The sequence below is a fragment of the Methylibium petroleiphilum PM1 genome (assembly GCF_000015725.1).
GTDB classification, from domain to species: domain Bacteria; phylum Pseudomonadota; class Gammaproteobacteria; order Burkholderiales; family Burkholderiaceae_C; genus Methylibium; species Methylibium petroleiphilum.
In genome coordinates this window covers 1,501,039-1,520,042 of the sequence record NC_008825.1, presented here as the reverse complement: position 1 = coordinate 1,520,042, position 19,004 = coordinate 1,501,039, and the positions used below count along the sequence as shown (strand labels likewise).

The 19,004-nt window shown below is 67.1% G+C and carries 19 protein-coding genes and 1 tRNA gene; 5 read left to right on the top strand and 15 right to left on the bottom strand.

All coding sequences use genetic code 11. From position 1 onward, the window contains the following. The 14 genes from nuoG to MPE_RS07045 all read right to left on the bottom strand — a co-directional run bounded on the left by nuoG (window position 1) and on the right by MPE_RS07045 (window position 13,723). Complete coding sequence (nuoG, locus tag MPE_RS07110; RefSeq protein ID WP_011829008.1) at window positions 1-2,316, bottom strand: NADH-quinone oxidoreductase subunit NuoG; 2,316 nt, start codon at window positions 2,314-2,316, stop codon at window positions 1-3. Between the two features lie 13 nt (window positions 2,317-2,329). Further along, window positions 2,330-3,676 carry an NADH-quinone oxidoreductase subunit NuoF gene (nuoF, locus tag MPE_RS07105; RefSeq protein ID WP_011829007.1) on the bottom strand — a complete coding sequence of 449 codons (1,347 nt, stop codon included), beginning with the start codon at window positions 3,674-3,676 and terminating at the stop codon, window positions 2,330-2,332. Window positions 3,677-3,687: 11 nt separating this feature from the next. Beyond that, a complete protein-coding gene (locus tag MPE_RS07100; RefSeq protein WP_011829006.1) occupies window positions 3,688-4,176 on the bottom strand; it encodes an NADH-quinone oxidoreductase subunit NuoE family protein in 489 nt (162 codons plus the stop codon). Beyond that, complete coding sequence (locus MPE_RS07095) at window positions 4,173-5,426, bottom strand: NADH-quinone oxidoreductase subunit D (protein ID WP_011829005.1); 1,254 nt, start codon at window positions 5,424-5,426, stop codon at window positions 4,173-4,175. The genes MPE_RS07100 and MPE_RS07095 overlap by 4 nt, the downstream gene beginning before the upstream one ends. A gap of 25 nt (window positions 5,427-5,451) precedes the next feature. Next, the gene (locus MPE_RS07090; protein ID WP_011829004.1) at window positions 5,452-6,063 is read right to left on the bottom strand and encodes an NADH-quinone oxidoreductase subunit C; all 612 of its coding nucleotides are present in this window, start codon (window positions 6,061-6,063) and stop codon (window positions 5,452-5,454) included. 21 nt (window positions 6,064-6,084) lie between these two features. Continuing rightward, on the bottom strand, window positions 6,085-6,561 hold the full coding sequence (locus tag MPE_RS07085) for a NuoB/complex I 20 kDa subunit family protein (protein WP_011829003.1): 477 nt from the start codon (window positions 6,559-6,561) through the stop codon (window positions 6,085-6,087). 24 nt (window positions 6,562-6,585) lie between these two features. After that, window positions 6,586-6,945: an NADH-quinone oxidoreductase subunit A gene (locus tag MPE_RS07080; protein WP_011829002.1), complete on the bottom strand. Its 360-nt coding sequence runs from the start codon at window positions 6,943-6,945 to the stop codon at window positions 6,586-6,588. A gap of 191 nt (window positions 6,946-7,136) precedes the next feature. Beyond that, a tRNA-Leu gene (locus tag MPE_RS07075) sits at window positions 7,137-7,221 on the bottom strand. Window positions 7,222-7,401: 180 nt separating this feature from the next. Continuing rightward, window positions 7,402-7,815, bottom strand: a complete 414-nt coding sequence (gene secG / locus MPE_RS07070) for a preprotein translocase subunit SecG (protein ID WP_011829001.1) — start codon at window positions 7,813-7,815, stop codon at window positions 7,402-7,404. Window positions 7,816-7,848: 33 nt separating this feature from the next. Continuing rightward, window positions 7,849-8,595 carry a triose-phosphate isomerase gene (tpiA, locus tag MPE_RS07065; RefSeq protein WP_036230575.1) on the bottom strand — a complete coding sequence of 249 codons (747 nt, stop codon included), beginning with the start codon at window positions 8,593-8,595 and terminating at the stop codon, window positions 7,849-7,851. A 22-nt stretch (window positions 8,596-8,617) separates the two neighbouring features. Continuing rightward, window positions 8,618-9,604 carry an NAD(P)H-quinone oxidoreductase gene (locus tag MPE_RS07060; RefSeq protein ID WP_011828999.1) on the bottom strand — a complete coding sequence of 329 codons (987 nt, stop codon included), beginning with the start codon at window positions 9,602-9,604 and terminating at the stop codon, window positions 8,618-8,620. A 62-nt stretch (window positions 9,605-9,666) separates the two neighbouring features. After that, window positions 9,667-11,922, bottom strand: a complete 2,256-nt coding sequence (pnp, locus tag MPE_RS07055) for a polyribonucleotide nucleotidyltransferase (protein WP_011828998.1) — start codon at window positions 11,920-11,922, stop codon at window positions 9,667-9,669. 224 nt (window positions 11,923-12,146) lie between these two features. Beyond that, entirely contained in the window at window positions 12,147-12,416 is a 270-nt protein-coding gene (gene rpsO / locus MPE_RS07050; RefSeq protein ID WP_011828997.1) for a 30S ribosomal protein S15, read from the bottom strand. A gap of 140 nt (window positions 12,417-12,556) precedes the next feature. Then, window positions 12,557-13,723 (bottom strand): pyridoxal phosphate-dependent aminotransferase, encoded by a 1,167-nt coding sequence (locus MPE_RS07045; RefSeq protein ID WP_011828996.1) that lies wholly within the window; start codon window positions 13,721-13,723, stop codon window positions 12,557-12,559. Window positions 13,724-13,863: 140 nt separating this feature from the next. Here MPE_RS07045 and MPE_RS07040 point away from each other — a divergent pair, with 140 nt between their 5' ends. Then, on the top strand, window positions 13,864-14,322 hold the full coding sequence (locus MPE_RS07040) for an Hsp20/alpha crystallin family protein (RefSeq protein WP_011828995.1): 459 nt from the start codon (window positions 13,864-13,866) through the stop codon (window positions 14,320-14,322). 31 nt (window positions 14,323-14,353) lie between these two features. Here MPE_RS07040 and tsaD read toward each other — a convergent pair whose 3' ends face one another. Then, a complete protein-coding gene (gene tsaD, locus MPE_RS07035; RefSeq protein WP_036230548.1) occupies window positions 14,354-15,400 on the bottom strand; it encodes a tRNA (adenosine(37)-N6)-threonylcarbamoyltransferase complex transferase subunit TsaD in 1,047 nt (348 codons plus the stop codon). 197 nt (window positions 15,401-15,597) lie between these two features. Here tsaD and MPE_RS07030 point away from each other — a divergent pair, with 197 nt between their 5' ends. The 4 genes from MPE_RS07030 to ntrB all read left to right on the top strand — a co-directional run bounded on the left by MPE_RS07030 (window position 15,598) and on the right by ntrB (window position 18,995). Further along, complete coding sequence (locus tag MPE_RS07030) at window positions 15,598-15,879, top strand: MarR family transcriptional regulator (RefSeq protein ID WP_011828993.1); 282 nt, start codon at window positions 15,598-15,600, stop codon at window positions 15,877-15,879. Window positions 15,880-15,981: 102 nt separating this feature from the next. After that, window positions 15,982-16,614 carry an ANTAR domain-containing response regulator gene (locus MPE_RS07025; protein WP_011828992.1) on the top strand — a complete coding sequence of 211 codons (633 nt, stop codon included), beginning with the start codon at window positions 15,982-15,984 and terminating at the stop codon, window positions 16,612-16,614. Between the two features lie 194 nt (window positions 16,615-16,808). After that, window positions 16,809-18,062 carry a CmpA/NrtA family ABC transporter substrate-binding protein gene (locus MPE_RS07020; protein WP_011828991.1) on the top strand — a complete coding sequence of 418 codons (1,254 nt, stop codon included), beginning with the start codon at window positions 16,809-16,811 and terminating at the stop codon, window positions 18,060-18,062. A gap of 15 nt (window positions 18,063-18,077) precedes the next feature. Further along, window positions 18,078-18,995, top strand: coding sequence for a nitrate ABC transporter permease (gene ntrB, locus MPE_RS07015; RefSeq protein WP_011828990.1), 918 nt, complete (start codon window positions 18,078-18,080; stop codon window positions 18,993-18,995). Window positions 18,996-19,004 lie beyond the last annotated feature (9 nt).

Below are 19,004 nucleotides of genomic sequence, written 5' to 3'. Positions count from 1 at the left end.
TCAGGCCTTCTCGACGGCGATCTCGCCGAACATCGCGCCCAGTGCTGCCGTGGCGGCATGGCCGGCGGGCACCCGCACGGCGGTCGGTGCTAGCGTGGCATCGTGGTAGGCCGCGAGCCGCAGCGATGCACTGCCCTGCTGCACGTGGACCTGGCCCCCCTCAACCAACCCGAGGCGCTGCCACAGCGCCGTCGGCAGCCCGGCACGCGGTGCGCGTGCATCGGCGGTGGCCTGCAGCGACGGTGCACGGCGCACGATGGCGTCGCCTGCGTAGATCGGCACGTCGGCCACGCGCTCGAGCGTGGGGCGATCTGCGGCAATCGCCACGCTCGCACGGCTGGCGTTGCCGAGCCGCGACGCCAGTGCTGCAGACACGTCACCCAGCGCCTGTGCCTTGACTTCCTCGGAGGTCTCGAAGCCGAAGCCCGGCAGGCCCAGCATCGAGCCGAGCACGCGCAGGACCTTCCAGGCCGGGCGGGCATCACCGCGCGGCCGGACGACGCCGTGGAAGCCCTGCACGCGGCCTTCCGCGTTGACGAAGCTGCCCGAAGTCTCGGTGAACGGCGTGATCGGCAGCAGCACGTCGGCGTGCTCGAGATTGGCGTTCCTGAAGGCGCTCAGAGACACCACCATGCCGGCCCGGGCCAGCGTGTCCGCCGCCTGCCGGCCATCGGCCGCGTCGAGCACCGGTTCGGCATTGAGCAGCAGGTAGGCCTTCAGCGGTTGCGACAGCATCTGCCCGGCGTTCAGCCCGCCGCTGCGCGGCTGGGCCCCGACAAGTTGCGCGCCCACGCTGTTGGCCGCCTCACCGAGCACCCCGAAGGTGGCACCGGTCTGCTCGGCGATGAACTGGGCGAGTGCAAGCAGCCGGGAAGCCTGCGGGTGCTGGACCGCGGCATTGCCGAGCAGCACCGCCTTGCGCTGCCCGCTCAGCAGTGACGCGGCGATCGCCTTGGCCGGCTCGCTCGCCTCGGCCGCCACCGGCGCCGCGGCGCCGGTGTGCGAGGCCACCGCCGCGGCCACACCGGCCAGTGCGGCCACCCAGGCGCTCGGCGCCGCGGTGAACTGCGTGGAGATCGGCATCAGCCAATCGTCGGCCAGCGCATGCAGGCTGGAGACCTGCGCGCCGTGCTTGGCCGCCTGGCGCAGACGCTGCGCGAACAGCGGATGGTCCTTGCGCAGGAAGGAACCGATGACGAAGGCACGGTCCAGCGTCGACAGCGACTCGATGCTCGTGCCGAGCCAGCGAGCCTTCTCGACCGTGTCGAACTCGGCATGCCGCAAGCGGTGGTCGATGTTGTCCGAACCCACGCCACGCACCAGTTGCCCGAGCAGGTAAAGCTCTTCCACCGTGCTGTGCGCGGTGGCAAGCGCACCGATGGACGCGGCACCGTGCTCGGACTGGATCGACTTCAGCCCGTTGGCGACGTACTCCAGCGCGGTATTCCAGTCGACGGTGCGCCACTGCCCGTCGTGCTTGATCATCGGCGCGGTGAGGCGCTCGTCAGTGTTCAGGGCTTCGTAGGAGAAGCGGTCGCGGTCGGCGATCCAGCATTCGTTGACCGCCTCGTTCTCAAGCGGCACGACACGCATCACCTGGTGGTTCTTGACCTGCACGATCAGGTTCGCGCCCGTCGAATCGTGCGGGCTGACCGACTTGCGTCGCGACAGCTCCCAGGTGCGGGCGCTGTAGCGGAACGGCTTGCTGGTGAGCGCACCGACCGGGCAGATGTCGATCATGTTGCCCGACAGTTCGGAGTCGACCGTGTCGCCGGCCACCGTGGTGATCTCGCTGTGCTCGCCGCGATGGATCATGCCCAGCTCCATCACGCCGGCCACTTCCTGGCCGAAGCGCACGCAGCGGGTGCAGTGAATGCAGCGACTCATCTCCTCCATGGAAATCAGCGGTCCGACGTCCTTGTGCAGCACGACGCGCTTCTCTTCCTCGTAGCGCGAGGCCGACTTGCCGTAGCCCACCGCCAGGTCCTGCAGCTGGCACTCGCCTCCCTGGTCACAGATCGGGCAGTCGAGCGGGTGGTTGATGAGCAGGAATTCCATCACCGAGCTCTGCGCCTTGAGCGCCTTGTCGCTCTTGGTGCGCACGATCATGCCCTGCGTCACCGGCGTGGCGCAGGCCGGCATCGGCTTGGGCGCCTTCTCGATGTCGACCAGGCACATCCGGCAGTTGGCCGCGATGCTGAGCTTCTTGTGATAGCAGAAGTGCGGGATGTAGGTGCCGGCCTTGTCGGCGGCATGCATCACCATGCTGCCTTCCTGCACCTCGACCTTGCGGCCGTCGAGTTCGATTTCAACCATCTTGGGTGTCCCGTCAGACGTAGGCCGGGACCGTGCAGGTCTTGTGTTCGATGTGGTGCACGAACTCCTCGCGGAAGTGCTTGATCATCGCGCGCACCGGCATGGCGGCCGCATCACCCAGCGCGCAGATCGTGCGCCCCTGGATGTTGTCGGCCACGGAGTTCAGCAGATCGATATCTTCCATCCGGCCGTGGCCGCGCTCGATGCGATCGACCATGCGCCACAGCCAGCCGGTGCCTTCGCGGCACGGCGTGCACTGGCCGCAGCTCTCGTGCTGGTAGAAGTAGGACAGGCGCAGCAGACTCTTGACCATGCAGCGCGTGTCGTCCATGACGATCACCGCACCGGAACCCAGCATCGAGCCGGCCTTCGCGATGGAGTCGTAGTCCATCGTCGTGTTCATCATGATCGAGGCCGGCAGCACCGGCGCCGACGAGCCGCCCGGGATCACCGCCTTCAGGCCGCGGCCGCCCTTCACGCCGCCGGCGAGCTCGAGCAATGTCGAGAACGGGGTGCCGAGCGGGATCTCGTAGTTGCCGGGACGCTCGACGTCGCCGACCATCGAGAAGATCTTGGTGCCGCCGTTGTTCGGCTTGCCGCATTCCAGATAGGCCTGGCCGCCGTTGCGGATGATCCAGGGTACCGCGGCGAAGGTCTCGGTGTTGTTGATCGTCGTCGGTTTGCCGTACAGGCCGAAGCTGGCCGGGAACGGCGGCTTGAAGCGCGGCTGACCCTTCTTGCCCTCCAGCGATTCGAGCAGCGCCGTCTCCTCGCCGCAGATGTAGGCACCGAAGCCATGGAAGGCGTGCAACTGGAAGCTGTGGGCGGAGCCGAGGATGGCGTTGCCCAGGTAACCGGCGGCACGGGCCTCCTCGAGCGCTTCCTCGAAACGTTCGTAGATCTCGAAGATCTCGCCGTGGATGTAGTTGTAGCCGACCGAGATGCCCATCGCGTAGGCCGCGATGATCATGCCCTCGATGACGATATGCGGGTTGTAGGCAAGGATGTCGCGGTCCTTGCAGGTACCCGGCTCGCCTTCGTCGGAGTTGCAGACCAGGTACTTCTGGCCCGGGAACTGGCGCGGCATGAAGCTCCACTTCAGCCCGGTCGGGAAGCCTGCGCCGCCGCGCCCGCGCAGCCCGGAGGCCTTGACCTCGGCGATCACCTGGTCCGGCGTCATCGGCTCGACGCCCTCGCCACCCTGCAGGATCCTGCGCAGCGCCTGGTAGCCGCCGCGCGCCTCGTAGTCCTTCAGGCGCCAGTTGCGGCCGTCGAGCCCGGCGACGATCTGCGCGCCGATGTGACGGTCGTGGAAACAGGTCTCGCGACCGGTGGCCTGGAACTTCGACAGGTCGAGCATCGTCGGCGCCCTCACTTCGGTTGCGCTGCCAGCAGCGCTAGCAGTTCGTCGAGCCGCTGCTCGGTCATGAAGCTCAGCATCTGGCGGTCATTGAGCAGCATCACCGGCGCATCGGCGCAGGCGCCGAGACATTCGCTCGGTTGCACGGTGAACACACCGTCGGCCGTGGAACCGTAGGGCTCGACGCCGAGCTTCTTGCACACGTGCTGCAGCGCGGTCTCACCATCGCGCAGCTGGCACGGCAGATTGGTGCAGACGTTCAGCTTGAAGCGGCCGACCGGCTGCTGGTTGTACATGTTGTAGAAGGTGGTCACCTCGTGCACCGCGATCGGCGGCATGCCGAGGTGGGCCGCGATGGCCCGCTCGGCATCGGCCGACACGTGCCCCTGCTCCTGCTGCACGATGGCCAGGCAGGCCATCACCGCGGACTGCCTTTGTTCGGCGGGGTACTTGGCGACCTCGCGGTCGAAGCGCGCCTTGGTGGCTTCGGAAAGTGTCATCGGTCAATCTCGCCGAAAACGATGTCCATCGTGCCGATCACCGCCACGGCGTCGGCGATCATGTGGCCGCGCGACATCTCGTCCATCGCCGCGAGGTGGGCGAAGCCGGGCGCGCGGATCTTGAGTCGGTAGGGCTTGTTGGCACCGTCGCTCACCAGGTAGATGCCGAACTCGCCCTTCGGGTGCTCGACGGCCGCGTAGGCCTCGCCCTCGGGCACGTGGAAGCCCTCGGTGAAGAGCTTGAAGTGGTGAATCAGCTCTTCCATGTTGGACTTCATGTCCACCCGCCCCGGCGCCGCGACCTTGTGGTTGTCGGTGATCACCGGGCCGGGGTTAGCGCGCAGCCAGGCCGCGCACTGCTGGATGATGCGGTTCGACTGGCGCAGCTCCTCGACGCGCACCAGGTAGCGGTCGTAGCAATCGCCGCCGGCACCGACCGGGATGTCGAAATCGACGCGGTCGTAGACGTCGTAGGGCTGCGTCTTGCGCAGGTCCCAGGCGATGCCCGAGCCGCGCAGCATCGGACCGGTGAAGCCGAGGTTCAGTGCGCGCTCCGGCGTCACGACGCCGATGCCCACGGTGCGCTGCTTCCAGATGCGGTTGTCGGTGAGCAACGTCTCGTAATCGTCGACGTTCTTGGGGAACCGACGGCAGAAGTCCTCGATGAAGTCCAGCAGCGAGCCCTGCCGGTTCTCGTTCATCTTCGCCAGTGCCTTGGCGTTGCGGATCTTCGAGACCCGGTATTGCGGCATGGTGTCCGGCAGGTCGCGGTACACGCCGCCCGGACGGAAGTAGGCCGCGTGCATGCGCGCACCCGACACCGCCTCGTACATGTCGAACAGGTCCTCGCGCTCGCGGAAGGCGTAGATGAGGATGTTCATCGCACCGCAGTCGAGACCGTGAGCGCCGATCCACAGCAGGTGGTTCAGGATGCGCGTGATCTCGGAGAACATCACGCGGATGTACTGGGCACGGACCGGCACATCGACGCCGAGCAGCTTCTCGATCGCCAGGCAGTAGGCGTGCTCGTTGCACATCATGGACACGTAGTCGAGACGGTCCATGTAGGGCAGCGACTGGATGTAGGTCTTGCTCTCCGCGAGCTTCTCGGTCGCGCGGTGCAGCAGGCCGATGTGCGGATCTGCGCGCTGGATCACCTCGCCGTCGAGCTCGAGGATCAGGCGCAGGACGCCGTGGGCCGCCGGATGCTGCGGCCCGAAATTGAGGGTGTAGTTCTTGATCTCGGCCATGAGGGACTCGGGTTCTCGCAGCGCGTCAGTGCAGACCGCCGTAGTTGTCCTCGCGGATGATGCGCGGCGTGATCTCGCGCGGCTCGATCGTGACAGGCTGGTAGATCACGCGACGCTGCTCGGCGTCGTAGCGCATCTCCACGTGCCCGGTGGTCGGGAAATCCTTGCGGAACGGATGACCGATGAAGCCGTAGTCGGTGAGAATGCGGCGCAGGTCAGCATGGCCCTCGAACACGATGCCGTAGAGATCGAAGGCCTCGCGCTCGAACCAGTTTGCGGCAGCCCAGATCTCGTTGACTGACGGCACGACGGGCAACCCGTCGTCGGCGCAGAACACCTTGAGCCGCAGGCGCCAGTTCTTGCTGACCGACAGCAGGTGCAGCACGACGCAGTAGCGCGGGCCTTCGGTGTAGGGCGAGCCCGCGCCGTCCTTGTAGGACGAGTAGTCGAGACCGCACAGGTCGATCAGCTGCTCGAGCTTCAGCTCGGCATGATCGCGCAGCGTCGTGCACACGGCCAGATAGTCGGCGGCCGTCACCGTCAGTGTCAGTTCGCCGCGATCGCGCACCAGCGCCTGGATCTTGCCGGCCAGTGCGGCTTCGAGGGCCGGCTGCAGGAGGTCGATTTTGTGGTCCATGGAGGGGCAGCAGCGTCCGGCTCAGCGGGCGATGGTGTTTTCGCGCCGGATCTTGGCCTGCAGCTGCAGGATGCCGTAGAGCAGCGCCTCGGCCGTTGGCGGACAGCCCGGCACGTAGACATCGACCGGCACGATGCGGTCGCAGCCGCGCACGACCGAATAGCTGTAGTGGTAGTAACCGCCGCCGTTCGCGCACGAGCCCATGCTCAGCACCCAGCGCGGCTCGGCCATCTGGTCGTAGACCCTGCGCAGGGCCGGCGCCATCTTGTTGCACAGCGTGCCGGCGACGATCATCAGGTCGCTCTGGCGCGGGCTGGGGCGGAACAGCATGCCGAAGCGGTCGATGTCGTAGCGGGCCGCGCCCGCGTGCATCATCTCGACCGCGCAGCACGCCAGACCGAAGGTCATGGGCCACAGCGAACCGGTCTTCGACCAGTTGATCAACTTGTCGGCGGAGGTGGTGATGAACCCCTCCTTGAGAACGCCTTCGATGCCCATCTCAGAAGCTCCTGGTCATTGCGGTCATTCCCAATCCAAAGCGCCTTTTTTCCATTCGTAGGCAAAGCCGACGACCAGGATGCCCAAGAAAACCATCATGGCCCAGAAGCCCGGCGCGCCGATCTCCTTGAGCGCAACGGCCCAGGGGAACAGGAAGGCGATCTCCAGGTCGAACAGGATGAATAGGATGGCGACGAGGTAGTAGCGCACATCGAACTTCATCCGCGCGTCCTCGAAGGCCTCGAAGCCGCACTCGTACGGAGAGTTCTTGTCCGCGTCGGGCCGGTGCGGGCCGAAGATGAAACCGATCAACTGCGGCGCGATGCCGACCGCAGCGCCCACGAGGATGAACAGGATCACCGGCAGGTAGGACTCGAGGTTCATCGTGGTGCGTGGCTCGGTACGTCGATCGATTGGCTGCGCTCATCCGGCAAAAACAAAGCGCGCTGCAGTGACGCGGCCTGTTGCCAGACCCCTCCACACGCTCAGCGCGCCCGGTCCCCTGTGCATTGCTGTCAGGGCGCTTTGGGCTGCGCCGGATGCTGCTCCAGCCCGAAACGAACGTTTCTTGTTCTTGGTGCCGTCGGCGAGACTCGAACTCGCACAGCTTTCGCCACTACCCCCTCAAGATAGCGTGTCTACCAATTTCACCACGACGGCCTTCACTCGCTCCGCAGCCACGTGCACCGCGGAATTCACCGCCCGGATTGCATGAGGAATTGCTCACCGGACAGCCATTGATTCTATCGTCAAACTGGTACGACTTTGCGCCATTCGCAGCATGACAACAGCGACTTGCGCTGCCGTGCCACGCGGGTCGGGAAAGCTATCGCCTGGCTGTCACTTCGCAGGGATCTGAGCGGCCCCCGAGGCTTCGACTGCAGGCGCTTGCGGCACGACGACCGGCGCGACAGCCGATGCCGCACCGGGGATCTGGGAGGCTGGCGCCGCGCTCGCCGCCGTCGATGCAGGAACCGCGCGCTCCAGGATGGACTCGCCACCGCCGGTGCTCGCACGCAGGTTGCCGAAATAGGCGAGCGCCAGCGTGCAGGCGAAGAAGATCGCCGCACACACACCCGTGGAGCGCGACAGGAAGTTCGCGCTGCCCGAGGCACCGAACAGACTGCCCGAGGCGCCGCTGCCGAACGACGCGCCCATGTCGGCGCCTTTGCCGTGCTGGATCAGCACCAGGCCGATCATCACCAGCGCGGAAAGCATCTGCACCACCACCATCACCGTCAACAGCATCTGCATAAATCGACTCCAGGATTCAAGAACTAGCGGCGTTCAGCGCGTGCTCGCGGCACGACAGATCGCGATGAAATCAGCGGCTTTCAGCGACGCGCCGCCGATCAGGCCGCCGTCGATGTCGACCTGAGCGAACAGCGTCGCGGCGTTGTCGGGCTTGACGCTGCCGCCGTAGAGCAACTTCATCTGCGCAGCGCGCGGCGTGGCCGCAGCAAGCTGAGCCCGCAGCAGCGCATGGACCGCCTGCGCTTGCTCCGGGCTGGCTGTGCGGCCCGTGCCGATGGCCCACACCGGCTCATAGGCCACCACCATCTCGCCAACGCAGTGCGCAAGCGTATGGATCACGGCCGAGAGCTGCCGCTTGACAACGTCTTCCGTCTCGCCTGCATCGCGCTGCGCGAGTGTCTCGCCGACGCAGACGATCGGCGTCACACCCCTGGCCAGCGCCGCCTGGGCCTTGTCGGCCACCAGCTGATCGCTTTCGGCGTGCAGGGCACGCCGCTCCGAGTGCCCGACGATCACGTAGCGGCAGCCGAAGTCGGCCAGCATCGCCACCGAGACCTCGCCGGTGTAGGCGCCCTGCTCGTGCACCGAGCAGTCCTGCGCACCCCAGGCGATCGCACTGCGGGCCAGCCGCTCCGCCGCCTGCGCCAGATAGGGAAACGGTGCGCACACCGCGGCCTCGCAGGGCAAGGGGCCGGCCGACTTCAGCCCTTCGAGCAGGGCCTCGTTCGTGGCGTGGGTGCCGTGCATCTTCCAGTTGCCGACCACCAGTTTGCGGCGGATGTCACTCATTGGCTTCTCCTTGTCACCAGGTCAAGACGAGCTTGCCCACGTGCTGACCGGACTCCATCAGCTCATGAGCCTGCGCAGCCTGCGCGGCGGGAAACGTCTTGTGGATCATGGGCTTGAAACGCCCGGCCTCGATCAGCGGCCAGACCCGGGCGCGCAGCGCGGCACCGACGGCCGCCTTGTACTCGGTGGTGCGTGGACGCAGCGTGGAGCCGGTGATGGTGAGCCGGCGGCGCAGCAGCGCGCCGGCGTCGAACTCGGCCTTCGTGCCGCCCTGCACCGCAATGATGGACAGCCGTCCGTCGTCGGCCAGACACCGGAGTTCACGGGCCACGTAGCTGCCGGCCACCATGTCGAGGATCACATCGACCCCCCGGCCTCCGGTCAGGCGCTCGACTTCGGCAACAAAATCCCGGGTCCGGTAGTTGATCGCCTCGTCGGCGCCGATGGCGCGGCAGGCCTGCGCCCGCGCGTCGTCGCCGACCGTCACGAACACTCTGCAACCGAAGGCCTTGGCCAGTTGGATCGCCGTCACGCCGATGCCACTGGCGCCGCCCTGCACCAGCAGCGTCTCGCCGGGCTGGAGTCGGGCCCGCTCGAAGACGTTGATCCAGACCGTGAACAACGTCTCCGGCAGGCTGGCCGCCTCGATGTCGCTCCAGCCGGCCGGCACCGGCAGGCACTGGCCGACCGGCGCCACGCAGCGCTGCGCATAGCCACCGCCGTGGGTGAGCGCGCAGACGCGGTCGCCGAGCCGGAAGCCTGCCGCAGCCAGCGCACCCGCGTCGCCGCCGACGATGCGCCCCGCCACCTCCAGCCCCGGCAGGTCGGACGCGCCGGGCGGCGGCGGGTAGGCCCCGGCGCGCTGCAGCACATCAGGCCGATTGACTCCGGCCGCGGCGACGTCGATGAGCAGTTCCCCCGGCCCTGGCTCCGGCTCGGGCCGCTCGACGAGACGCAGCACCTCGGGCCCGCCGGGCTGGGAGATTTCGATCGCTTGCATGCGTCGTGCGTGTCTGCGTCGTCAGCGGCGCCGAGCCGGCGACGACGCGTCCATCCTCTGCCTCACTCCGCTTGCGGCGAGGGCACGTCGGACTCGGGCGCGGCCTGCGGCGCGTCGCCACGCTCGCGACGCGGCGGGCGGTCGCCCCGGTCACGGCCGCGGTCACCGCGATCGCCCCGGTCACCGTATTCACGGCGCGGGCGCTCTTCCTCGACATAGCCCTCGGGCCGCTCGAGCAGCGCCTTCAGCGACAGCTTGATGCGCCCCTTCTCGTCGGTCTCCAGGACCTTGACCTTGACGATCTGGCCTTCGGTCAGGAAGTCGGTGACCTTCTCCACGCGTTGGTGGGCAATCTGGCTGATGTGCAGCAGCCCGTCCTTGCCGGGCAGGATGTTGACCAGCGCGCCGAAGTCCAGGATCTTCGTGACCGGGCCCTCGTAGACCTTGCCGATCTCGGCCTCGGCCGTGATCTCCTCGATGCGCTTCATGGCCGCCTGGGCCTTGTCGCCGTCGGTCGACGCAATGGTGATGGTGCCGTCTTCCTCGATGTTGATCTGCGTGCCGGTCTCCTCGGTCAGCGCGCGGATGGTGGCGCCGCCCTTGCCGATCACGTCGCGGATCTTCTCGGGGTTGATCTTCATCACGTAGAGGCGCGGCGCGAACACCGACAGCTCTTCCTTCGCACCGCCGAGCGCCTCGACCATCTTGCCGAGGATGTGCAGACGCGCTTCCTTGGCCTGCGCCAGCGCCACCTGCATGATCTCCTTGGTGATGCCCTGGATCTTGATGTCCATCTGCAGCGCGGTCACGCCGGTGGTCGTGCCGGCCACCTTGAAGTCCATGTCGCCGAGGTGATCCTCGTCGCCCAGGATGTCGGTCAGCACCGCGAAGCGGTTGCCGTCCTTGATCAGGCCCATCGCGATGCCAGCCACGTGGGCCTTCAGCGGCACGCCCGCGTCCATCATCGACAGGCAGCCGCCGCAGACCGAGGCCATCGACGAGGAGCCATTCGATTCGGTGATCTCCGAGACGACGCGGATCGCGTAGGCGAACTCGTCCTTCTTCGGCAGCACCGGGATCAGCGCGCGCTTGGCGAGGCGGCCGTGGCCGATCTCGCGGCGCTTGGGCGAGCCCACGCGGCCCGTCTCGCCGGTGGCGAAAGGAGGCATGTTGTAGTGGAACATGAAGCGGTCCTCGAACTCGCCGGCCAGCGCGTCGATGCGCTGCGTGTCGCGTTCGGTGCCCAGCGTCGTGATGACCAGCGCCTGGGTCTCGCCGCGCGTAAACAGCGCCGAGCCGTGGGTGCGCGGCAGCACGCTGGAGCGGATCTCGATCGGACGCACCGTGCGGGTGTCGCGGCCGTCGATGCGCGGCTCGCCGGCCAGGATCTGGCTGCGCACGATCTTGGCTTCGATGTCGAACAGCAGGTTCTCGACCTTGACCTTGTCGACCGCCGCGCCTTCGGCGGCCAGTGCGGCCAGCACCTCGGCGTAGGCCGCGCGGGTGGCCTGCGTGCGATCCTGCTTGGAACGGATCTGGTAGGCCGCGCGCAACTTGGCTTCGCCCAGGCCATTGACCTTGGCGATGAAGTCCTCGTCCTTGGCGGGCGGGGTCCACTGCCACTCGGGCTTGCCGGCCTCGCGCACCAGCTCGTTGATCACGCGCACGGCGATGTTGCCCTGCTCGTGACCGAATACCACGCCGCCGAGCATGATGTCTTCGGGCAGCTGGTCGGCCTCGGACTCCACCATCAGCACGGCCGCCTCGGTGCCGGCGACGATCAGGTCGAGCTTGGAATCGGCCAGCTGCGTCGGGCCCGGGTTGAGCACGTACTCGCCGTTGATGTAGCCCACGCGCGCCGCGCCGATCGGGCCGTTGAACGGGATGCCGCTGATCGCCAGCGCGGCGCTGGAGCCGATCAGCGCGGCGATGTCGGCCGACGCCTCGGGGTTCAGCGACAGCACGTGCACGACGACCTGCACCTCGTTGTAGAAGCCTTCCGGGAACAGCGGGCGCAGCGGACGGTCGATCAGGCGGCTGGTCAGCGTTTCCAGTTCGCTCGGGCGGCCTTCACGCTTGAAGAAGCTGCCGGGGATCTTGCCGGCGGCATAGGTCTTCTCGATGTAGTCGACGGTCAGCGGAAAGAAGTCCTGGCCCGGCTTCGGGTTCTTGGCGGCCACGACCGTGGCCAGCACCACGGTGCCGTCCATGTCGACGATGACCGCACCCCCCGACTGACGGGCGATCTCACCGGTTTCCAGCGTGACGGTGTGCTGACCCCATTGGAAGGTCTTGGTGATCTTGTTGAACAGGCTCATGCTTGTCTCCAATTGGATGCCCGGCGCGGTACGCCGGGGCGACTCGGGGCGCGATCGGTGGCGCCTGTCACCGGGAGCTCAGCGCTCGAGCGGGATGCCATTCCAGCGCGTCTGCAACGGCAATCGCGTTGGAATGACACATCGACGCTCGCGTGCGGCTTGCTCCAAAACACGAAGAGCCTGCGCTGGGGGTGCCAGACAGGCTCTTCGTCATGCGATTCGGCTTACTTGCGCAGGCCCAGCTTCTGGATCAGCGCGGTATAGCGGTCGGCGTCCTTGCCCTTCAGGTAGTCGAGCAGCTTGCGGCGGCGGCTCACCATCTTCAGCAGGCCGCGACGACCATGATGGTCCTTGGCGTGGGTCTTGAAGTGGGGGGTCAGGTCATTGATGCGAGCGGTCAGGATGGCCACTTGCACTTCGGGCGATCCTGTGTCGGAAGCACCGCGCGCGTTCGACTTGACGATTTCGGAGATGTTGAGGTCGGCAACTGCCATGTCTGTTTCCTGGTTGCGATGAAACCGCTGACGCTCGCAGGAACGGCGTGCCACGGTTTCGGATTTCCACTTGCGGTCACGGGTGAAACCGACCCATGCCGTGCTGACGTTACGCAGCCGCGGGCCGCGAAACTTGGAAATTATAGCCGCAGTCCCTGCCGCAGGCGTTCGACCCCTTGCGTCAGGCGGCCCGGGTCGCGCGACGCGAAGCACCAGCGCAGCCAGCCTTCGGCCTCCGGCCCGAAGGCCGCGCCCGGTGCAAGGCCCAGGCCAGCCTCGGCCACGAGGCGCTTCGCGAACGCCAGCGAGTCCGTCTCGCCCACCACGCGGAAGAAGGCGTACATGCCGCCCTCGGGCACCGCCACCTCCAAGCCGGGTAGCGCCTGCAGCGCCGGCAGCAAGGTGTCGCGACAGGTTCGCAGGTGTCCGACCAGGCTCGGCAGCGTTGCCGCCGCCCCCTCCACCGCCACCAGTCCGGCCCGTTGCACGAAGACCGGCGCGCACGAGGTGTTGAACTCGATCAGCTTGCCCACTGCGTCCAGCAAGGCCGGTGGCAGCACCAGCCAGCCGAGCCGCCAACCGGTCATCAGGAAGCTCTTGGAAAAGCTGTGCGCCACCAGCAAGCGGTCGTCGGCGTCGGCGACGTCGAGGAAGGACGGCGCCGCCGGCGGCCCCCCGGCCCTCGCGCCGCCCCCGAAGTAGAGCCGCTCGTAAACCTCATCGGCAACGATCCAGGTGCCGGTGCGACGACAGTGCGCCAGGATCGCCGCCTGCTCGTCCCGGCTCAGCGTCCAACCGGTGGGGTTGTTCGGCGCATTCACCAGCAGCACGCGGGTACGTGGCGTGACCGCCGCCAGCAGTTCGTCCAGATCCAGCCGCCAGGCGCCGGACTGCGGCCGCAGCGGCACGCGAGTCACCTGCGCGCCCAGAATGACCGGCTGCGCAGTCAGGTTGGGCCAGACCGGCACGACCGCCACGACCTCGTCGCCGGCCCCGACCAGGACCTGCATCGCGATCATCAGCGCGTTCACGCCCGAGGAAGTGACGGCGATCCGCTCCGGCCCGAGCGGCCGGTGGAGCGCACCGACATAGCCGGCCAGCGCTTCGCGCAGTTCATGCAGACCCAGGTTGTGCGAGTAGAAGGTTTCGCCCTGCTTCAGCGACGCGACGGCCGCGTCGCGCACGAAACCGGGCGTCACTTCGTCGCCCTCGCCGAACCAGAACGCCAGCACGTCGCTGCGGTCCAACCCGGCATTGGCCACCTCGCGGATCTTGGAGCCGGGCAGCTGCCGGATGAGCTCGCGCATCGCTGGGATCCCCCGAAAAAGGCCGCTCCGCGTGAGGGCGGCGCCTCGAAATACAACGGCCTTGAAAACAAAAATGCCGCTCTCAATTCGGCGGCATGGGCAGCCGTTCGCTGCCTTCCACCTGATTCTAGGAGAACGCCATGTTCGTCATGCCCATCACCCGCACCCACCGCCACGCCTACAACGGCCACGCCCGCAACCTGGGCCGCGCCTTCGACCGCCTGTTCGACGGCAGCGTCGAACGGGTCTTCGCCGCTGCCGCTTCCGAGCCCGCCACCCGCCAGCCTGCACTGGATCTGCGCGAGACCGAGCAGACCTACAGCGTGCAGCTCGACATGCCCGGCGTCGCGAAGGAAGACGTCAAGGTTACGATCGACGGCAAGCGCATCAGCATCGAGGCTTCGTCGCCCGCCGACGCGCCGGCCGCCGAAGGCGAACAGTTGCTGGTGCGCGAACGCAGCCGCACTGCCTACGCCCGAAGCTTCACGTTGCCGGTCGAGGTGGACGAGTCCGCTTCCCAGGCTCGCCTGGAAAACGGCGTGCTGAGCCTGACACTGACCAAGAAGCTCAAGCCGGCCACGCAGCTCGCCGTCGGCTGATCCGGCGGCGAACCGAACGTCGGGGCCTCGCTCAGGGCACCCCGACGTCCAGCGCGGCGAGCGGCCAGCGCGGCTGCACGTCGAACGCGTGGTCGCGTCGTGCGGTCGCGCGGCCGGCCTGCAGCCGCATGGCCGCGGCCAGCGCGATCATCGCGCCGTTGTCGGTGCACAGCGACACCTCCGGATAGTGCACACGCACGCCGCGCTTCGCGCAAGCGGCATCGAGCTGCGACCGCAGGCTGCGATTCGCCCCCACACCACCGGCCACCACCAGCCGCTGCAGCCTGGTGGCCCGCAGCGCGGCGAGCGACTTCTTCACCAGCACCTCCACGATCGCGGCCTGCGTGGCAGCCGCGAGGTCGGCACGCGGCTGCTCGCAGACGCCCTCACCGAGCTTCAGAACCTGGGTGCGTACCGCGGTCTTGAGTCCGGCGAAGGAAAAATCGAGCGTATCCCGGTGCAGCAACGGCCGCGGCAGCGCATAGGCGGTCGGGTCACCGAACTCCGCAAGGCGGGCAAGCGCAGGTCCGCCGGGGTAGCCCAGGCCGAGCAACTTGGCCGACTTGTCGAAGGCCTCGCCGGCCGCGTCGTCGATCGTTTCGCCAAGCAACGCGTAATCGCCCACACCGTCGACCCGCATCAGCTGCGTGTGCCCGCCCGAGACCAGCAGCGCCACGAACGGGAACTGCGGCGGATCGACCGACAGGAAGGGCGACAGCAGATGACCCTCCAAATGATGGATGCCCAGCACCGGCCGGTCCAGCGCCGCGGCGAGCGCGCAGGCCACCGCGCTGCCGACCAGCAGCGCGCCAGCCAGCCCGGGACCGCGCGTGTAGGCCACCACGTCGACATCGGCCAACGCCCGGCCCGCCTCGGCAAGCACCTGTCGCGTCAGCGGCAAGGCCCGACGGATGTGATCGCGCGAGGCGAGTTCGGGCACGACACCGCCGTAGGCCTCGTGCATGGCGACCTGGCTGTGCAAGGCGTGGGCAAGCAGTCGCGGGCGCTCGCCATGGTCGGCCGCCACCAGCGCCACGCCGGTTTCGTCGCAGGAAGATTCGAAGCCGAGAATCAGCATCGCAGGAGTGTAGTGAGGCGATTCCGGTGACCTCGAGCACCGGCCCTGCCACAAAACCATGCCATTCGTTTCCTTTGGTCACATGGCGGGTGTGACGGAAAACACGATATTCGGGACTGTCGACCTATCGCAGTCCGGGCGCGCTGGTTAACCTGCGTTCACAGCGGCGTGAGGCCGCGCTCCCGGTAGATCGCCCCATGAAACAGTACAAGCTTTCCGCTTGGCCCGACCTGCCGGCAGGATTCCATCGCACGGCCTACCGGCGCATGCTGCACCAGATGTCCCACCGCCACGTGACCGTGCGCCAGCTGATGGCCGAGAGCGGCCTGGCACGTTCGGCGGTGATGCAGTTTCTCGACACGCTGTCGGAGCGCGAACTGCTCGACGAACGTCCGCACGCCGCACCGCCCACCGCGCTCGGCAAGCTGCTGCCGATGGCGTTGTGGCGCCGCGCCTTCGCGACACAGAGCCCGATCTAGACTCACGGTACCGACTCCGTGACAAGGCCCGCCTCGAGCGGGCCTTGTCATTTCCGGCGTCGGCGTGGTGGCCGTTGGCGCGCTCCTTGCAGCGCAGCCAACATGACCTCTCTCCAGGCGCTGCGCATCGTCATCGTCGCACCGGAATCGCTCACCCCGGCCGCGGACGACGACGACGCACTCGTCGAGGCGGAACGCTCGCGCAGCCTGCGCATCGGCCTGCTGGCCAACGGCTACAACATCGTCGCGGTATTGCCGATCGATGCCTTCCTGCCCGAGCGCATCGCGCAGATCCAGCCTGACATGATCGTTGTCGACGCGCAAAGCCAGGCGCGCGACACGCTCGAGCACGTCGTGATGTCCACGCGCGACGAACGCCGGCCCATCGTGCTGTTCACCGACGACGCCGACACCAGCCACGTCGGCGCGGCCATCGCCGCCGGCGTGACGGCCTATGTCGTCGCCGGCCTGGCGCCCGAGCGCATCAAACCGGTGCTCGACGTCGCGCTCGCACGCTTTCAGCACGAGGAAGCCCTGCGCCGCGAACTCGCCGACGCGCGCACGCAGCTCAGCGACCGCAAGCTGATCGACCGCGCCAAAGGCTTGTTGATGAGCCGCCAGCAACTCAGCGAGGACGAGGCCTACGCCCGGTTGCGCAAGACAGCGATGGACCGCGGCCTGCGGGTCGCGGAGGTCGCGCAACGCCTGATCGACGTGGCCGACATGCTGGGCTGAGGCGCTCGATTTTCCCGCTCTGGCACGAGGTTTGCTGCAGTGCACCCAAGGATCAACGGCGATCCCCTTTCCGGTGCGGCCACGCTCGGCCACACCGCAGCAGACGACGGCGTCTCACCCCGCACCGCTCCAGGGCTGTGTGGTCGTGATGGCGCCGTTTTTCATTTGAGCCTGATTTCTGGAGTCCGAATGCCATGCCGAACGACATCGCCAACCGCGCCCTGCTGGGCCGCCGCACCATGCTGAAGGCCGCTGCAGCCGCCACCGCCGTCGGCGCCGTGCCTGGATTGCAATCCGCCGTCTGGGCCGCCGGCTCCGACAAGCCCGAGAAGGACGAGGTGCGGATCGGCTTCATCCCGCTGACCGACTGCGCCTCCGTGGTGATGGCCTCGGTGCTCGGCTTCGACAAGAAGTACGGCGTGAAGATCGTGCCCACCAAGGAAGCGTCCTGGGCCGGCGTGCGCGACAAGCTGGTCAACGGCGAGCTCGACATGGCGCACGTCCTCTACGGGCTGATCTACGGCGTGCACCTCGGTACCGGCGGCCCCAAGAAGGACATGGCCGTGCTGATGGCGCTCAACAACAACGGTCAGGCGATCACGCTGTCGAAAGCGCTTGCGGACAAGGGCGCCGTCGACGGGCCTTCATTGTCCAAGCTGATGGCGACGGAGAAGCGGGAGTACACCTTCGCCGGGACCTTCCCGACGGGCACGCACGCGATGTGGATGCACTACTGGCTGGCGGCCGCCGGCATCAACCCCCTGTCCGGCGCGAAGCTCATCACGGTGCCGCCACCGCAGATGGTGGCCAACATGCGCGTGGGCAACATGGATGGCTTCTGCGTGGGCGAACCCTGGAACCACCGCGCCATCATGGACGGCATCGGCATCACGGCCAACACCACGCAGGACATCTGGAAGGACCATCCCGAGAAGGTGCTGGGAACGACCAACGACTTCGTCAAGAAGAACCCGAACACCACGCGCGCAGTGATGATGGCCGTGCTGGAAGCCAGCCAGTGGATCGACGCCGGCCTGCAGAACAAGATGAAGATGGCCGAGACGGTTGCGCAGAAGGCGTACATCAACACTTCGGTGGATGCCATCAACCAGCGCATTCTCGGTCGCTACCAGAACGGTCTCGGCAAGACCTGGGACGATCCCAATCACATGAAGTTCTTCAACGACGGGGCCGTCAATTTCCCCTACCTGAGCGACGGCATGTGGTTCCTCACGCAGCACAAGCGCTGGGGCCTGCTGAAGGAACACCCGGACTACCTGGCCGTGGCGCAGCAGGTCAACCAGATCGCGCTCTACAAGGACGTGGCGAGCGCCATGAAGATCAATGTGCCGAAGGATTCGATGCGCAGCAGCAAGCTGATCGACGGCGTGGTCTGGGACGGCAAGAACCCGAAGGCCTATGCCGACGGATTCAAGATCAAGGCTTAAAGCAAGGAGAACCCCATGGTCAGTGCCGTGTTTCACGATCCCTCGGGTGCCGGCCTCGCCGGTACGCCCGCCGCGGTGAGTGTCAGCAAGCCCGCATTGGCGGCGTCTGTAGCCAACCTGCCGTCGGCCAAGCCAGCGGCCCGCCTTCCGGCCGAGCCCTTCGACTGGCGCGGGCTCGCATTGCGCGTGCTGCCGCCCATCTTCGGCGCCGGCCTGCTGATCGGCATCTGGGCGCTGCTCACGATGAACGGCGGCGCCTTCCCGACGCCTGCGGCCACCTGGGCCGAGTTCGCGAAGCTGTTCAGCGATCCGTTCTACGACAACGGCCCGAACGACCAGGGCATCGGCTGGAACGTACTGTTCTCGCTCGAACGCGTTGCGCTGGGCTTCGGGCTTGCCGCGCTGGTGGGCATTCCGGCCGGCTTCGTGCTCGGGCGCTTCAGCTTCGTCAACCACATGATCTCGCCGCTGATCAGCCTGCTGCGACCGGTGTCGCCACTGGCGTGGTTGCCGATCGGGCTGCTGGTGTTCAAGGCCGCCAATCCGGCGGCCATCTGGACGATCTTCATCTGCTCGATCTGGCCGATGATCATCAACACCGCCGTCGGCGTGCAGCGCGTGCCGCAGGACTACCTGAACGTGGCACGAGTGCTGAACCTCAGCGAGTGGAAGGTGATGACGCGCATCTTGTTCCCCGCCGTGCTGCCCTACATGCTGACCGGCGTTCGCCTGTCGGTCGGAACGGCCTGGCTGGTGATCGTGGCTGCCGAGATGCTGACCGGCGGCGTCGGCATCGGCTTCTGGGTCTGGGACGAGTGGAACAACCTGAACGTGGCCCATATCCTGATCGCGATCTTCGTCATCGGCATCGTCGGTCTGCTGCTCGAGCAGGCGCTGATGCTGATCGCACGCCGCTTCAGCTTCGACGATTGAGGAGACTCC

Coding starts and splice junctions, on each gene's coding strand:
- MPE_RS07095 (WP_011829005.1), bottom strand. CDS start 5,426: ATGGCCGAGATCAAGAACTACACCCTCAATTTCGGGCCGCAGCATCCG.
- MPE_RS07060 (WP_011828999.1), bottom strand. CDS start 9,604: ATGCAAGCGATCGAAATCTCCCAGCCCGGCGGGCCCGAGGTGCTGCGT.
- nuoF (WP_011829007.1), bottom strand. CDS start 3,676: ATGCTCGACCTGTCGAAGTTCCAGGCCACCGGTCGCGAGACCTGTTTC.
- nuoG (WP_011829008.1), bottom strand. CDS start 2,316: ATGGTTGAAATCGAACTCGACGGCCGCAAGGTCGAGGTGCAGGAAGGC.
- MPE_RS07090 (WP_011829004.1), bottom strand. CDS start 6,063: ATGGACCACAAAATCGACCTCCTGCAGCCGGCCCTCGAAGCCGCACTG.
- rpsO (WP_011828997.1), bottom strand. CDS start 12,416: ATGGCAGTTGCCGACCTCAACATCTCCGAAATCGTCAAGTCGAACGCG.
- pnp (WP_011828998.1), bottom strand. CDS start 11,922: ATGAGCCTGTTCAACAAGATCACCAAGACCTTCCAATGGGGTCAGCAC.
- MPE_RS07100 (WP_011829006.1), bottom strand. CDS start 4,176: ATGACACTTTCCGAAGCCACCAAGGCGCGCTTCGACCGCGAGGTCGCC.
- MPE_RS07030 (WP_011828993.1), top strand. CDS start 15,598: ATGAAACAGTACAAGCTTTCCGCTTGGCCCGACCTGCCGGCAGGATTC.
- MPE_RS07080 (WP_011829002.1), bottom strand. CDS start 6,945: ATGAACCTCGAGTCCTACCTGCCGGTGATCCTGTTCATCCTCGTGGGC.
- ntrB (WP_011828990.1), top strand. CDS start 18,078: ATGGTCAGTGCCGTGTTTCACGATCCCTCGGGTGCCGGCCTCGCCGGT.
- MPE_RS07085 (WP_011829003.1), bottom strand. CDS start 6,561: ATGGGCATCGAAGGCGTTCTCAAGGAGGGGTTCATCACCACCTCCGCC.
- secG (WP_011829001.1), bottom strand. CDS start 7,815: ATGCAGATGCTGTTGACGGTGATGGTGGTGGTGCAGATGCTTTCCGCG.
- MPE_RS07040 (WP_011828995.1), top strand. CDS start 13,864: ATGTTCGTCATGCCCATCACCCGCACCCACCGCCACGCCTACAACGGC.
- MPE_RS07045 (WP_011828996.1), bottom strand. CDS start 13,723: ATGCGCGAGCTCATCCGGCAGCTGCCCGGCTCCAAGATCCGCGAGGTG.
- MPE_RS07025 (WP_011828992.1), top strand. CDS start 15,982: ATGACCTCTCTCCAGGCGCTGCGCATCGTCATCGTCGCACCGGAATCG.
- MPE_RS07020 (WP_011828991.1), top strand. CDS start 16,809: ATGCCGAACGACATCGCCAACCGCGCCCTGCTGGGCCGCCGCACCATG.
- tsaD (WP_036230548.1), bottom strand. CDS start 15,400: ATGCTGATTCTCGGCTTCGAATCTTCCTGCGACGAAACCGGCGTGGCG.